The 14,398-nt window shown below is 56.0% G+C and carries 16 protein-coding genes and 1 tRNA gene; 8 read left to right on the top strand and 9 right to left on the bottom strand.

The window, feature by feature from the left end; genetic code table 11:
• Positions 1-158: 158 nt before the first annotated feature.
• A complete protein-coding gene (locus GVN17_RS07995) occupies positions 159-869 on the bottom strand; it encodes a phage antirepressor N-terminal domain-containing protein (protein WP_166594681.1) in 711 nt (236 codons plus the stop codon).
• Between the two features lie 404 nt (positions 870-1,273).
• On the opposite strand from GVN17_RS07995, the gene GVN17_RS07990 reads away from it, so the two are divergent.
• From GVN17_RS07990 to GVN17_RS07980, 3 genes are all read left to right on the top strand, one after another.
• Positions 1,274-1,465 carry a hypothetical protein gene (locus tag GVN17_RS07990; protein ID WP_166594680.1) on the top strand — a complete coding sequence of 64 codons (192 nt, stop codon included), beginning with the start codon at positions 1,274-1,276 and terminating at the stop codon, positions 1,463-1,465.
• A gap of 123 nt (positions 1,466-1,588) precedes the next feature.
• Positions 1,589-1,795, top strand: a complete 207-nt coding sequence (locus GVN17_RS07985) for a hypothetical protein (protein ID WP_166594679.1) — start codon at positions 1,589-1,591, stop codon at positions 1,793-1,795.
• A gap of 31 nt (positions 1,796-1,826) precedes the next feature.
• Positions 1,827-2,132 carry an XRE family transcriptional regulator gene (locus GVN17_RS07980; protein WP_166594678.1) on the top strand — a complete coding sequence of 102 codons (306 nt, stop codon included), beginning with the start codon at positions 1,827-1,829 and terminating at the stop codon, positions 2,130-2,132.
• Between the two features lie 37 nt (positions 2,133-2,169).
• On the opposite strand, the gene GVN17_RS07975 is transcribed toward GVN17_RS07980, so the two are convergent.
• Complete coding sequence (locus tag GVN17_RS07975) at positions 2,170-2,895, bottom strand: SOS response-associated peptidase (RefSeq protein WP_166594774.1); 726 nt, start codon at positions 2,893-2,895, stop codon at positions 2,170-2,172.
• A gap of 99 nt (positions 2,896-2,994) precedes the next feature.
• On the opposite strand from GVN17_RS07975, the gene GVN17_RS07970 reads away from it, so the two are divergent.
• From GVN17_RS07970 to GVN17_RS07955, 4 genes are all read left to right on the top strand, one after another.
• The gene (locus GVN17_RS07970) at positions 2,995-3,426 is read left to right on the top strand and encodes a LexA family transcriptional regulator (RefSeq protein WP_166594677.1); all 432 of its coding nucleotides are present in this window, start codon (positions 2,995-2,997) and stop codon (positions 3,424-3,426) included.
• On the top strand, positions 3,413-4,687 hold the full coding sequence (gene umuC / locus GVN17_RS07965) for a translesion error-prone DNA polymerase V subunit UmuC (RefSeq protein WP_166594676.1): 1,275 nt from the start codon (positions 3,413-3,415) through the stop codon (positions 4,685-4,687). Before GVN17_RS07970 ends, umuC begins: the two co-directional genes overlap by 14 nt.
• 218 nt (positions 4,688-4,905) lie before the next feature.
• The gene (locus tag GVN17_RS07960; RefSeq protein ID WP_166594675.1) at positions 4,906-6,090 is read left to right on the top strand and encodes a hypothetical protein; all 1,185 of its coding nucleotides are present in this window, start codon (positions 4,906-4,908) and stop codon (positions 6,088-6,090) included.
• 26 nt (positions 6,091-6,116) lie between these two features.
• A complete protein-coding gene (locus GVN17_RS07955; RefSeq protein ID WP_166594674.1) occupies positions 6,117-7,175 on the top strand; it encodes a hypothetical protein in 1,059 nt (352 codons plus the stop codon).
• A gap of 199 nt (positions 7,176-7,374) precedes the next feature.
• On the opposite strand, the gene GVN17_RS29630 is transcribed toward GVN17_RS07955, so the two are convergent.
• Complete coding sequence (locus GVN17_RS29630) at positions 7,375-7,494, bottom strand: DUF3606 domain-containing protein (protein WP_371928513.1); 120 nt, start codon at positions 7,492-7,494, stop codon at positions 7,375-7,377.
• A gap of 745 nt (positions 7,495-8,239) precedes the next feature.
• On the opposite strand from GVN17_RS29630, the gene GVN17_RS07945 reads away from it, so the two are divergent.
• Positions 8,240-8,326, top strand: a tRNA-Leu gene (locus tag GVN17_RS07945).
• 175 nt (positions 8,327-8,501) lie between these two features.
• Here GVN17_RS07945 and GVN17_RS07940 read toward each other — a convergent pair.
• The 6 genes from GVN17_RS07940 to modC form a co-directional block, all read right to left on the bottom strand.
• Positions 8,502-8,735, bottom strand: coding sequence for a hypothetical protein (locus GVN17_RS07940; RefSeq protein ID WP_166594773.1), 234 nt, complete (start codon positions 8,733-8,735; stop codon positions 8,502-8,504).
• A gap of 93 nt (positions 8,736-8,828) precedes the next feature.
• Complete coding sequence (locus GVN17_RS07935; protein WP_166594673.1) at positions 8,829-9,035, bottom strand: DUF6434 domain-containing protein; 207 nt, start codon at positions 9,033-9,035, stop codon at positions 8,829-8,831.
• Positions 9,036-9,379: 344 nt separating this feature from the next.
• The gene (locus GVN17_RS07930; protein WP_166594672.1) at positions 9,380-11,944 is read right to left on the bottom strand and encodes an excinuclease ABC subunit UvrA; all 2,565 of its coding nucleotides are present in this window, start codon (positions 11,942-11,944) and stop codon (positions 9,380-9,382) included.
• 42 nt (positions 11,945-11,986) lie between these two features.
• Positions 11,987-12,151 (bottom strand): hypothetical protein, encoded by a 165-nt coding sequence (locus GVN17_RS07925; RefSeq protein ID WP_166594671.1) that lies wholly within the window; start codon positions 12,149-12,151, stop codon positions 11,987-11,989.
• The gene (locus GVN17_RS07920) at positions 12,148-13,206 is read right to left on the bottom strand and encodes a DNA topoisomerase IB (protein WP_166594670.1); all 1,059 of its coding nucleotides are present in this window, start codon (positions 13,204-13,206) and stop codon (positions 12,148-12,150) included. The genes GVN17_RS07925 and GVN17_RS07920 overlap by 4 nt, the downstream gene beginning before the upstream one ends.
• Positions 13,207-13,304: 98 nt before the next feature.
• Entirely contained in the window at positions 13,305-14,393 is a 1,089-nt protein-coding gene (gene modC, locus GVN17_RS07915) for a molybdenum ABC transporter ATP-binding protein (RefSeq protein WP_166594669.1), read from the bottom strand.
• Positions 14,394-14,398 lie beyond the last annotated feature (5 nt).

Here is a 14,398-nt window from a genome sequence, read left to right as displayed (position 1 = left end):
AAGCGTCGCGGGTTATGGCAAACTCAGAGTCGATATCACGCAGTGTCCCTATGTGGATGAATAAAGTCTAGATCATCTTGGTCACATTTTTCACGTATCAGATAGAGCTGAGGTTGATACCGGTCAAGTCGTCTGAGCATTCATAATTTGGAGTGCGCTCATTTCTTTTTTAGCCGGTCTCCGATAGCACCTAGCAACTCTGGGATAAACGATAGACAAGCGCCGTCGGGCTCGCGAATCCACGTTAGAATTTTGTCAGGAGTAAAAATCCCTGCATCAACCGGCACATCCATGAGCTGTGGCTCACCATTGGTGTTAAATGTTACTAGCCATCGCCTACCGATTAATAAGAGGATGGCTAGTCGTGTCGCGGTTTGGCTATCAGCAATGCCACCTGATTTGGGTACCATCTCATCGACAAATGCTGCAGCCCGATGGCAACCCGCCGAGCACTGTGCGGCGAGGTGCTTCCCCATCTGATCATTGATCGCAAATGGTCTTCCCAACGGCCTCCCTAACAGCCAATGCCTCCAGAGTACATCATCACATTCCTGCTGATAAATCCTGATGCGTTCTCGGTGAGAAGGTGTGAATGTGTCTTTACTTACTGTCATCAACCATCCCCCGAGCTTACGTAGGGGTAGGCAGGTCATAGCTCGACGGCCTCTGCACGTAATTATCACAATTTTCTGAACCAGACACGAAAACAGATTTGACCGGAGCTTGGGTAGCTGAGTTTTCCAGCTTAGCCCCAATCCCTGGACCAAGGGTTTCATTGGGACAAATGGCTCGCCTTCATAGTCGATTAGTAACAGCTCAGAAGCGTGAAAAGGAATGATGCTTGGAATGATCGCCTTCGGAATTTGCATGGTCTATTCCCCGAGATTCGCTTTTGTGAAAGCTGTCTTGCTTCCATGACAACAGCCTTGATCGCGCTCACCCATTCGTCAAAACGGCATATGAAACCAAATGAAAGACTCGATGGAAACTCGCCTCATGGTCGATTTATTGCCAGATGGTGGGATGGTAGCCACACCCTGCATTGCACCTGATCTGCAGTGATTTATCCGATCTTGAAGTAGCCGAGATTCAGCAATGCCCGGAGAATCTGCACCCTCATGGGTCAGCTAAATCGGACGGAAACGTCGGAGAATTCCACAACTCGTCTCGCTTCCAAAGTTACAAATTTAAGCTTGCTGTGGTGTACCCAAAGGGTACGATTAGCTATCGATAGCGCACCAACCGCGACCCGATAGCACGCAAGGATGAAGGCATGATGAGAGAGGATCGTGAGCACTTGGAACTGGAAAGGTTTTCGGTGGAAATTCACAAGCTGATGATCGAAAGTCGGAAGCTGGCAGCAGAGGAGGACAAGATGAGACGCGAAGCCATGTGGTATCCGGCTGTCGTGGGCGCTGGTCTGATTACGGCGTGTGTGGCGCTACTGACGTTGCTGCGAGCGTGAATACGAGCTTTGCCAACAATTGAGTTTCTTATGAGGGCGGCTTGAGTTGCCGCTTTCACCAAGTCTAAAGTGTGCACAAAGGTGCAACGATGATTCGCACTTTTCCAAGAGAGGATGCTTGATATGTCCACCCCTCGCACTGAATCGAATGCTGACCGATCTGAACGGTTTGCCAAACTGCAGGCCGACGTTGCGGCCTTTAACGAAGAGATGCACCGTCGTTACCTAAAACCTGATGACCCTAGAAAAGTCTGGTTGCCATTTGGCCTGGGTGCCGCCGCCGCGTTGGCTGCATTCGCATGTGCCGCCGCAGTCAAACATTTCATCTAGCCCCAAAAGCCCCGTCGGGGCATAGGCCCCCATGATCCGAATCCAATATTATCAGCCGCCGAGCGCGGCTGAACTGGCCCAGTTGAAAGCCCGTTTGAATCTGACCAGTCAACAAATGGCCGACCTTGTCGGGTTAGCGGGTGGCTCTCAGTGGCGCAAGTACACTGGCGGGGTTGAGCCTCGTACCTTGGGCCAGCACATGCACTTCTATCTCTCCGCGCTGCTGACGCTCGACGACGAGCAACTCGAAAGCGTTTACGCATGCATGCGAGATCATGGCGCAACGTTCGACGAAACGCCTACGCTGCACAGATCGCAGTCGCCAGCTCTGGACTGACCCGACCGCGACCTTCCCACATTTGCCGACCTGAACCTCACCGGTTGTCATCGCTAAAAAGATCAGAGGCCGTGTCAGGCTCGATGAGTTCAGGGCCTTGGTTTCTCACGTTTCCTACCGCCTTGCTGACGGTGAACCATTCAAACTCGCCGGTCGGCCTGCAGCACTCCCTCGCGATTTCAGCGGCGCGCTCTGGCGTCGTTTCGGGATCGACCCATTCCCTCGCATGCTTCGGACTCAGCACCACCGGGCGCCGATCATGTATGTCCACCATCCCCTGATCTGAGTCGGCGGTGATGATCACAAAACCATCCTGCGGGTCCGGCTCAAGCCCCTGATGCACCTCTCCCAACGCGGCGAAGAACATCGGCCCTTCTTCCTTTAGCCGAATGAAATAGGGCTGTTTCTTTTTCGGGTCGCTCGGATCTTTGACCCATTCAAACCAGCCATTCGCGGGCGCCAGTGCCCGCCCATTCGGCCATAGCTGTTTGAAGAACTTCCCCGTCATCGCGGTCTCGACCCTGGCGTTGATCGGCGCCGGACGTTTTCCCTCTCCCTTCGCCCAAAATGGCGACCAGCCCCATTTCACTTTGTCGACGCTCAGCCCGTCCTCTGTGGCGCGGATGATTTCGACTCGGGTAGACGGCGCGACGTTGTACCGCTCAATCGGCCAGAGGTCATACCCGTTGATCACCAACTGCTCTGGCGCCAGCTCTTTCAGGTAGTGATCCATCGGCTCGTAGATCGAATAGCGTCCGCACATGATGTCACCCGTCGAAATTTTCCCAATATCAGATTGACCACAGACGAACCAGAACGTTAACTGTATATGCATACAGTCATCCACTCACAGGTTTGCATCATGAGCGTCACCATCCTCGGCCCCTTGGCCAACTCCGGCCAGAAAATCCCCCTCTACGGTTTCAAGGTTCCGGCGGGCTTTCCGTCCCCGGCCGCCGACCATATCGAAAAACACATCTCGCTTGATGAGCTGTTCGACATCCGGGCGCCGCATGTGTACCTGGTGAAGATCGAGGGCGACAGCATGCAAGGCGCGGGGATGTTTTGCGGCGACCTGGTGATCGTGGACCGTAGCCTGGACGCTGTGCACGGCGACATCGTGATCGCGTCGGTCAACGGAGAACCCGTCTGCAAGCGCCTGCACAAGCGCGACAACACGATCATCCTGATGTCGGAGAACAGCAAGTTTCCCTCCCGGTACATTATGGAAGGTGACGAACTGGTGATGTGGGGCGTTGTAAAATACAGCGTTCGCGACCATGACCACGCCTGAGCCGGTTTTTGCGCTGATCGACTGCAACAGCTTCTACGCCAGCTGCGAGCGCGTCTTTCGCCCCGACCTCGCCAAGACCCCGATTGTGGTGCTGTCGAACAACGACGGCTGCGTGATCGCGCGCAGCTACGATGCCAAGCCGTTTGTGAAGATGGGTCAGCCGTACTTTCAGATCAAAGACCACCTGCGTCGAAACGGCGTGGTCGCGTTCAGCAGCAATTACGCACTGTACGGCGACATGAGCGAGCGGGTCATGATGATCATCGAGTCGATGGTTCCAGCGCTTGAGGTCTACAGCATCGACGAGGCGTTTGCCGACCTTACTGGCATTCAGGGCGACCTGACGGCGTTCGGTCGCAAGATCCGCGCAGCGATATTTCAGCGGACGGGCATCCCTGTCGGGGTTGGTATCGCGCGGACTAAGACCTTGGCCAAACTGGCGAACCATACGGCGAAGCGGCTGCTGTCAAAGACGGGCGGCGTGGTCGACATCTGCGACCCGTTCAAGCGGGACTGGACCCTGCGTAACACCGACGTCGGCGAAGTCTGGGGGGTTGGCAAGCGCATGAAGGCGCATCTGGAAACGATGGGCATCAAGACCGCCATGGACCTGGCTAATGCCGACGCGTGGACGCTGAGGAAGAAATTCAGCGTGGTGATCGAGAAAACCGCTCGCGAATTGGCCGGCACTCCCTGCCTCGAACTGGGCGAGGCCGATCCTCCGAAACAGGAAATCTGCTGCAGCCGGATGTTCGGCACCAGACTGACCGAGATCGAGCCGATCAAAGAAGCGGTGGCCACCTACATGCAACGCGCGGCAGAGAAGCTGCGGGCACAGAACTCGATGTGCAAGAAAATCCGCGTGAGCATTCGAACCGGGATGTTCAATCCGGAGGAAGCAAAGTATGCGAATGGGGCGCTGGTGGAACTGCCGTACCCCACCAATGACGTGCGGCTGATGACCAAGGCTGCAACAGAGGCGGTCAATCGGCTGTTCAGGTCTGGGTTCAAATACAGCAAGGCCGAGGTCTTGCTGATGGATCTGCGTCAGCCTGGTGAATTTACGGATGACTTATTTGCGCATTCGCAGCCTGTGGAGGCTGCGAAGGTGATGAGCGTGTTGGATGAGATCAATGAACGGTGGGGACGCGGGACGTTGCGGGCGGCGAGCGTGCCCATTGACCCGGGTTGGGCGATGAGGCGAGGAATGATGAGCCCAAGTTTTACGACCAAGGTTGATCAATTGTGGGTAGTGAGATGAAGGCTATGGCAGTAAAAGCCTGAAGTAGTGGGAGTCTCGACGTGGGACGGTGGCACGGTGGCGTAGAGAACCTGACTCACAGGATTTTTCTTTCCGAATCGGGTTTGGGAAGGAGCGGTTGCTAGCAAAAGGTAGATTTCAATAGTAGCTAGCCTAGCCATTTACTATTTTCTCGCGTTTGCCGATAATCAGACAAAACCACTTCAGGATGAGAGTGTATGCGTTTCCCACTGATTACGCTGGAAGACAAAAATAGTAATTGTATCTCAATAATGGGGACCATGACGCTTTCCAAATACCTTTCGCTGGTGGAAGGGGCTTATAGCGATCAGGGCGGTCTTAGTGGTCAGAGAGCGCCAATTAGAACTAAAACAGGCTTGAAAATTCGTGGCAGGCTTGTGGAGGATTTGAAAAGAGGTGCTGTCATTCCCCCTATTGTGATCGGCGCAGTAGTAAAGCCCGGAATTCTGAAAAAACTTAAAAAATTAGAGTCTTCTGATGAGCTGGTGTCTGAATTAATTAGTGCGGATATTGATCTTTCTATTATTGATGGGATGCAGAGAACGACTGCATTGCTAGAAGCCAAAGAGGATGGTGGGATTGAGCCAATGGTTCGGGTCGAACTCTGGCTTGCTCGAAAAGTTGAAAGCCTTATCTATAGGATGTTGGTTCTAAACACTGGACAGGTGCCTTGGGATTTGAAGCGTCAGTTGGAAACGCTTTACCGACCAATTGTATCTAAGATAATGTCTGAAGTTAAAAATATTAGGGTTATCGGGCTGGATGATAATAATAGACGCTCGCAAGCTAGAGAGTATAGAAGCACTCGGATTATTGAATTGTTTTTGGCTTACACATCCCGATCCATTGATGTGGATATCAGAGAGCGTGTCGCAGAAGAATTTGCTAAGATTGATATAACGGAGGCTACTGCCAGTGACGAATTTTTTCCATTATTTGTAGAGTCAATTAAAATAATGGCGCAAGTTGACCTACAATTTGATCGTGTGGGTCGAGGCCTAACGGCTGATGAAGGTGCGAAAGTTAAGTCCGGCAGAGATATTTTTACATCAGCCCCTGCCTCAATCGGTTTTGTTGTTGCGATTGCTGAAAGGCTATTAGGCACGCCGGGCTTTGACTACGATTTGTCTCTTGCGGCTGACGAGTTAAAAGAGGTTCAAAAAAGTGCTCTCAGTCTAACAAAATATATGGCGTCTCTAGATTCGGAAAAGCTATCTGAGTTTGTAGATATAGATACTCTCAATCAGATGTTGACCGCTAAATCTAGTCGTATCGGCGAATATGAACGGAATCTCTATAAGCGCGCTTTTCTAATAATGTTTTCCAAAACTAACGAACTTATAAAACAGGGTTCGCTGTCGCCTTGCTGGAAAGCGAGGTAGCCTTGAGCATAAATATAAAGGAGCTGATGGCTAATCTTGAAGTGTGGACCAGGCACTACTTGCAGGATGGTGGAGACGTTGACCTGTTGGAGGATTTTTGGGTAATTCCTGTAAATGAAGATCATCCCGAGTTCGAAAATTTAGTCGCGGTGGGGATCGAAACTATTAGGCGCACTCGGGTGATTGCCTATCGTGAAACTGAGGAGTATCTAACCGTAATCTTCGCGGATGCCGACGGTAAGAAAGTCATCGTCTTTAAGCGCGACCTTGCGCTGTTCGGTTGGGATATTCTAGGGAGTAACGAGCTAACAGTCGGGCGTGCACATTTCTTACAAGTTGCCTACATGGTCGGGAGGTTTAAAATACCCGCGTCGTCGCTTATTTCTCGCGGCTTAGTTGCTTCGTCTCCGATATTCGAGGATGACATAGTTGGGCATTTTCCAAGCTATCTAACATTCAAGTTAGAAGGGGATGCGATAGATGAGGAAGAGTGGATGACCTTTGTGAAGGTCGGTTTGCTCATTGAGTTGAAGCATGCGTTTGTAAGTGATTTTCAAGAAAAAATAGTTCTCGTTGCGGCCGAAATCCCATCTGACGGACATGATTGGATATTTGAGCAGCTTATGGCCGCATTTCAGTCTGGAAGACTGGCGAGCTTATACTTAGAGCTCTATAAAATATTCGAGTTTTTCTTTCCCTTAGACAATATTTACAAGCTGGCTGACCGGTTAGGTTATTTGCCGTCTGAGCTAGAGTTGTTGGAGCATTGTCGAGGTGCTCTTAGTTGGAATGTGAATCACCAAAAAGGCGCGCGCTCAGCGATTCTGTATGCCTCGGTAGCTTTTGCTGAGTGTTGTCTAAATGAGAGTTATGATCCTGTAGAAGATGAGTCGCTGTTCAAAAGTAGGGCAATTGAAAAAATGACTACGGCACGCCATGCTCTCACTCACCAAGATTTCAAGGCGGTTTCTATACCATCCTCTACACTAGAGGTTTACGTGGACGCACTTTTGATTTTCTTGAAAGAGGCTTTTAGGGATTATTCAGCAAGGCGTCGGCAGCGACAGTCTGCGACAGGCAGGTAGAGCGCTATGTATGACCTTGGCTTAGGAAGTTGTTCAGAGGCAGGACCCGATAAGGTAGAAGAACATGGCCGAAAAGATCCATATACTGCGAGCTTTTGATTGATAATCATGCACTAAGGAGTGGCTATCAACACAGTGGGACGGGAGGCAATAGATGGTTTAGGAAAGCCCCGCCACGATTCGTGGCAGGGCCGATCAGTTACTTGCCGAGTCTATTATGAACATCGGAAACCATAGGTCCTACAGCTCTTGCCGTAGCCTTGAGCTGCTTCTCTGTGACGCTAAATGTTTTAGTCCAATACTCCAATTCCCAAGGCACGGTCGTGCTCACTTAGCTTCGATCTTGGGGGCCGCGTTTGGAAGGGTCATCAGCCATTTTCAAAGTCCTTTTTGGGCTTAGGGCAGTCTTGGCAGATCGAGCATAGCTGAGGCTACCGCTCGCGGCTGCGAATCAGGCGGCGGGTCCATGTAGAAGGAAGTAGGAAGGGCTGAAAACCGTTTCCGCACTTAAGAAAATGGCCCTCGAATCCTGTGGGGTGCAGCGCTGACTCAAAACGTTGCTTGCGGAACCAAAAATTCCGTAACCTATTGATCTAGCTAATATTCGTGGTCGGATTGCAAATCCGCTTACGCCGGTTCGATTCCGACCTCGGCCTCCACATATAAAACCCGCAAGATCAACGTCTTGCGGGTTTTTTTGTGCGCAATGTTCAGTCAATCAGTTCCGCTTCAATTCAAATCACTCCCACTTGTCAGCTTTATCTGGTGAAGCTGACGATCTCGCCAATATGCTTAGCGGTGGGCAGCAAACGGAGCATCATCAGCGTTGCCACCGCAGCGACCCGTAAAGAGGGCGGTCGTATCGCCCTGATGTTCGCAATATCTGTGATGCGAATGTCGCAGGCCCATGATTTATCGAGATTTTTCACAGAGCCCACAGTTACATTTTTCACGCCTTTTGCAACGCTTCGCGCTTGCTTCACAGGGTAGGGATGTATATATTCCCACCTCTTGTCGACCAGCCTGCTTCCAAAGCCTGCGGTCGGACTGAAAACTGCAACACCGCCCTGATGGTGAAATTGGTAGACACACCGGACTTAAAATCCGTCGTCCGAAAGGATGTGCCGGTTCGACTCCGGCTCGGGGCACCATCCAGATCAGGCGCTTACGGAATCTTCCGAAGCGCCTGAGTCGTTTTAGCGCTCTGACAATCCCGCATTTTTCCGCAATTCACCGTTCGATGGGATGTTCCGGTCTTTGATTTCTCGGCCACACGCTGTAGCGTCTCGGGCATCGGTTTCAATGCAGTGACGGATCACAACGCAACTATAGATTGGCCAGCCGTTCCTGCACCGCGTCGTCGAACATCATGTAGAGCGCCTCAATGTCCGCTGGGCGCAGTTTCTTCGTTTTCTCCAGCGCGAGAATGAACGCGATCTGCATTTCACCCTCGCGTTCGATCGATTCCTTCCCATCTGCCGCGTTAAGTGCGCGCACCAGATCATCGATTTCCCCTTGCAGGGGTTTCGAGAGGCGCAGTGCAGCGATTCGTTCTTGCAGCATTCGTTAATCCTTACTGAGTAGCGCCACCGTGATGTGACACTTGTGCCTGGCTTTGTGGTGGGCCGCCAACCGGTTCCGAAAACCTTCCGCTTACCCGTTCCGCCGCAACCATTCATCCGCCACGTCGCCCAGCGTCAGCGAGGATTGTTCTTTGATCCAAGCCATGAATGCTCGATCGAATTTGAACGCCTCTCCACATTGCGAAATGAGGAAGCGCCGAACGTTCTGGGTGTTGCGGTAGTGTTTGTCTAGCGCTGTGGCCCGGGTGAGGGGGGCTGAGTGCCAATCGAGTGCCATGGTCATTCCTTTGATGGGGTAGTGAGAGCACCACTTGAGCACCCTTTTCGAGATTGCATCGCCTTACTTCGCGCCAATTCCGAATTTGAACTTGTCCAGAAATCCCCATGACCAGGAGGGCGGTGGCGAATAGCAGCCAGGCTGATTCGGGGGTGAGGCGTCGCACCGGACGGTGTAGCCGTTTTTCCCGGTTTCCCTTCCACCTTCGCCGGTTCCCCGATCACTGTAGTTCGCACATCCTGCGATCAGGCCAGCCAGCAGTACTACGAGTCCTGTTTTCATGTATTGATCCTTATTTGAGCGGACGTAGTCTGCTTGCGGCCCGGTCTTGGAGCAAGGTGAAGTTAGAATCCGGTTAACACCTTCCTCAAAAACGGCGCGGTCCGGCTTGCCTTTGCTTTGGCGACTTTCTCCGGCGTACCGCTGGCCACGATTTTTCCGCCTCGATCACCTGCACCAGGCCCAATGTCGATGACCCAGTCGCTCTGGGCCACGACGCGCATTTCGTGTTCGACGACGATGACGGTGTGACCGTTGTCGACCAGAGCGTTCAGTTGAACGAGCAGGCGGTCGACGTCGCTGGGGTGCAGGCCGGTGGTGGGTTCGTCGAGGACGTAAAGGGTGGCGCCACGGGCGTTGCGTTGCAGTTCTGTGGCGAGTTTGATGCGTTGGGCCTCGCCGCCGGAGAGTTCGGTGGCGGGTTGGCCGAGGCGCAGGTAGCCAAGGCCGATGTTCCGGAGCACGGTCAATGAGCGAAGGACGGTGGGTTGCTCGGCGAACACCTCAACGGCTTGATCGACGGTCAGTTGCAGCACCTCAGCGATGCTGAGGCCTTGCCATTTGACGGCCAGTGTTTGCGGGTTATAGCGGGCGCCGTGGCAGGTCGGGCAGGGCGCGTAGACGCTCGGCATGAACAGCAATTCGACGCTGACGAAGCCTTCGCCTTCGCACACATCGCAACGGCCTTTGGCGACGTTGAAAGAGAACTGTCCTGCATCGTAGCCGGCTGTTTTGGCGTCCTCGGTGGCGGCGAACAGTTTGCGCACGTTGTCGAACAGTCCCGTGTAGGTCGCGAGGTTCGAGCGCGGAGTGCGGCCGATGGGCTTCTGGTCCACTTGCACCAGGCGCTTGATCGTTTCCAGCCCGCTGGCGATGCGCCCGCCGGTGAATTGCGGGGCGTCGTCTTCGAGGCTCGGTTCGTCCTGATCGCTGGCGGCGGTGGGACGACCCAGATCGGCGCCCACCAGTTCCAGCAATGCCTGACTGACCAGGCTTGATTTACCAGAACCGGAAATGCCGGTCACGGCCGTGAAGCACCCCAGCGGAAACTCTGCGTTCAGGTCGTTGAGGTTGTTGCGGGTGATGCCTTCGAGACGCAGCCAGCCTGAGGGTGTGCGGCGCTCGGTACGCAAATCGTTGTGCTCCGCGAACAGGTGCTGACGGGTGCGAGACGCCTCGATCTGCGCCAGGCCGGCGGGAGGGCCGCTGTACAGCACGCGTCCGCCCTGTTCGCCCGCCGCAGGACCGACGTCGATCAACCAGTCAGCGCGGCGCATGGTTTCCAGGTCGTGTTCGACCACGAACAGAGAGTTGCCCGACGCTTTGAGTTGCTGCAACCCGGCGAACAGGGCTTCACTGTCGGCGGGATGCAGGCCAGCGGACGGTTCGTCCAGCACGTAAATCACACCAAACAGTTGCGAACCGAGCTGCGTGGCGAGGCGCAGGCGTTGCAGCTCGCCGGACGACAGGGTCGGCGTGCTGCGTTCCAGTGCCAGATAACCGAGGCCAAGGTCGGTGAGGGTCGTTACGCGAGCCAACAGGTCTTGGGCGATGCGCTGGGCGGCGAGGCGCTTTTCAATGGACATATCGGTTTTGGTCGACCCATCCGCCACCGGCTTCAACACGTCGGCCAACCGCAGGAGCGGCATTTGCGAGAGCTCGCCGATGTCCAGACCGGCGAAGGTCACCGACAGGGCTTCACGTTTCAGGCGCTTGCCGTCGCAGAGCGGGCAGGGGCTGCCGCGCATGAACTGCGAGACGCGTTTTTTCATCAGCGCGCTTTGGGAGTGGGTGAAGGTGTGCAGCACGTAGCGGCGGGCGCCGATGAACGTGCCCTGATAACTCGGTTCCAGCTTGCGTTTAAGGGCGACGCGGGTTTCTTCCGGGGTGAGCCCGGCGTACACCGGCGCGGTCGGCTGCTCTTCAGTGAACAGAATCCAATCCCGCTGTTTTTTCGGCAAGTCGCGCCAAGGGATGTCGACGTCATAGCCCAGAGTCACGAGGATGTCGCGCTGATTTTGCCCTTGCCACGCGAGCGGCCAAGAGGCGACGGCGCGCTGGCGAATGGTCAGCGAGTCGTCCGGAACCATCAGCGCTTCCGACACTTCATACACGCGGCCCAAACCATGGCATTCGGGGCAGGCGCCTTGGGGCAGATTGGGCGAGAAGTCCTCGGCGTACAGCATGGGCTGGCCGTCCGGGTAGTGGCCGGCCCGCGAGTACAGCATGCGAATCAGGCTCGACAAAGTAGTAACGCTGCCCACCGACGAGCGTGTGCTGGGCGTGCCCCGCTGCTGTTGCAGGGCGACGGCGGGCGGCAGGCCCTCGATGGAATCGACGTTGGGTACGCCCACCTGGTCGATCAGGCGGCGAGCATAGGGCGCCACCGATTCGAAATACCGGCGCTGGGCTTCCGCGTAGAGCGTCGAGAATGCCAAGGAGGATTTGCCCGAACCCGACACCCCCGTGAACACCACCAAGGCATCCCTCGGGATGTCCACATCGACGTCCTTGAGGTTGTGTTCACGCGCGCCGCGCACCCTGACAAAGCCGGGTTGATCCGGCGCGACTTTGAAAGAAACAGGGGGGCGGGTGTCGGCGTCGTGCGGAGGGTGTGGCGCTGTGGTCATGGGCGGGCCTTGGCGTGATTCGAATCGGTCTGGGTGCAGAGCTTACCGGGCATCAGGAACTTTGGGGGTATGGCCCGCGTCGTCGTGCTCGCCTCCAGTCAAGGGCTGCTCTTTGCGGGTTTCCTGGGTGCGGTCGCGATCATCCGCCACATCAGCGGGTTTGGCGTCAGGGTCGTTGATTTTTTCCCCGGGGGTATGGGCGGTCATGGTTTGTCTCCTGTGACGTCACGCAGGGCTTCGGCAGCCTGCAAGCCTTTGAGAAATCCGGCCAATGCGGCTTCTTCCAGTCGTAAACCTTGGCGCTGACGCGAACGAGGCAGCTTGGCGAGTTCGCCCACGACAAAGGCCTCCAGCACGGCGGGGTGGATGTAGCATTTTCGGCACACCGCTGGGGTGTTGCCGAGCAGCCGGGCGACTTCCTTGACCATTGCGACGATGTGTTTCTTCGCGTCAGCCTCGGGCTCCCAGTCCAGTTTGCGCAGGGTGGTCAGTGCCATGGCGCTGCCGGCCCAAGTGCGGTAATCCTTGGCCGTGAAGTCGGCGCCAGTCAGGTCGTGGAGGTAGCGATTGATGTCCGACGAACTGACGGTGTGGCGCTGGCCGTCTTCGTCCAGGTACTGGAAGAGGTTCTGCCCCGGCAGTTCCATGCAGCGCTTGATGATATTGGCCAGACGCCGGTCGGTGACACTGACCTCGTGTTCGACGCCGCTTTTGCCGCGAAACTGGAACAGGATTTTGCTGCCATGAACATCCACGTGCTTGTTGCGCAGCGTGGTCAGCCCGTAGGACTTGTTGTCCCGGGCGTATTGGCTGTTGCCGATGCGGATCAGGGTCTGGTCCAGCAGCGACACCACCGCCGCCATGACTTTTTCGCGGCCCATGCCGGGGGCGGCCAGTTGCGCCTCCAATTGCTTGCGCACCTTGGGCAATGCCTTGCCGAACGCGATCATGCGCGCGTACTTGTTCTCGTCGCGAATCTCGCGCCAACGAGGGTGATAGCGGTATTGCTTGCGGCCTCGTGCGTCTTTGCCGGTGGCTTGTAGATGGCCTTTTGGGTCTGCGCAGATCCACACGTCGGCGTACGCGGGCGGGATCACCAGCGCGTTAATGCGCTTGATTTCCGCCTCGTCGCTAATGCGTTCGCCGTCGGTATCGAAATAGGCGAATTTGCCGCGTAGGATCTTGCGCGTGAAGCCCGGCTGGCTGTCATCGACATAATGCAGGTCTTTGGGCAGGTCTTCGCGGGTAAGAGCGTCCGACATGAAGGGCAATCCTGAGGGCTGGTCTTTGCATTGACCTTCCCGCTGCACAGTCGTGCCGATTATTTGCTTCGGCGATCAGCGCACGGCTCAGACGCAGCTCAAGCCAGCAGGGCCACCGACTTGATCTGCGCCCAGAGCGTCTGGCCCGTGTGCAGGTGCAACTGATCCCGCGAATAACGCGTGATGCGCGCCAGCAGCGGCGTGCCCGACGCGTCCAGACGGACCAGCACGTGGGCCGTGTTGTCGGCAGGCACTTCGCTGATGACGGTGACCGGCAGACGATTGAGGATACTGGTCTGATCGTCGGCTTGCAGGGTCAGGCTGACGTCTCGCGCTTGCACCTTGAGGCGTAGGGGTTTGCTCATCTCCAGCACGGAATGGGCAACGCGGATCGTGAGATCGCTCCGGGGAAGGCGGACGGTGACCAGGTCGTAGGCGGGATCGTAGGCGACCACGGCACCCTCGATGACCACGCCCGCGTCATCGCCCATGGCCAGTGGCAGGTCGAGTCGCGCCAGGGTTTCAGCGATGGGACCGCTGGCCAGCGCCTGGCCACCGCTGAGCAGCACCAGATGATCGGCCAGTCGAGCGACTTCGTCCTGCGAGTGGCTGACGTACAGCATCGGAATGTCCAGCTCGTCGTGCAGGCGTTCCAGGTACGGCAGGATTTCGCCCTTGCGCCGGGCGTCCAGCGCGGCCAACGGTTCATCGAGCAGCAGCAGGCGAGGGCTGGTCAGCAGGGCCCGGGCGATACCGACCCGTTGCCGTTCGCCACCGGACAGCTTGTCCGGTTGACGGGCGAGCAGGTGATCGATGCCGAGCAAGGTGGTGGCCTGCTCCAGACTCACATGACGTTCCCGGGCTGGAATGCGTTTGAGGCCGAATTCCAGATTGCCCCGGACGGTAAGGTGCGGGAACAGGCTGGCCTCCTGAAACACGTAGCCCAGCGAGCGTTTGTGCGGCGGGACGAAGACGCCGTTGGCGCTGTCCTGCCACACCTCGCCGTTGATCGAGATGAAACCGGTCGAGGCTTTTTCCAGCCCCGCGATGCAGCGCAGGCAGGTGGTCTTGCCGGAGCCGGAATGGCCATACAGCGCCGTGACGCCGCGTCCCGGTAGGGACAGATCGACGTTCACAGTGAAGTCGGGGAAGTCCACGTTCAGGCGGACGTCGATGGTCGAGGTCATGACGG

This window comes from Pseudomonas sp. SLFW (genome assembly GCF_009905615.1).
Classification (GTDB): Bacteria; Pseudomonadota; Gammaproteobacteria; order Pseudomonadales; family Pseudomonadaceae; genus Aquipseudomonas; species Aquipseudomonas bambusae.
Note: the sequence above shows the minus strand (reverse complement) of the source record. Positions and strands in the feature narration are given on the sequence as shown.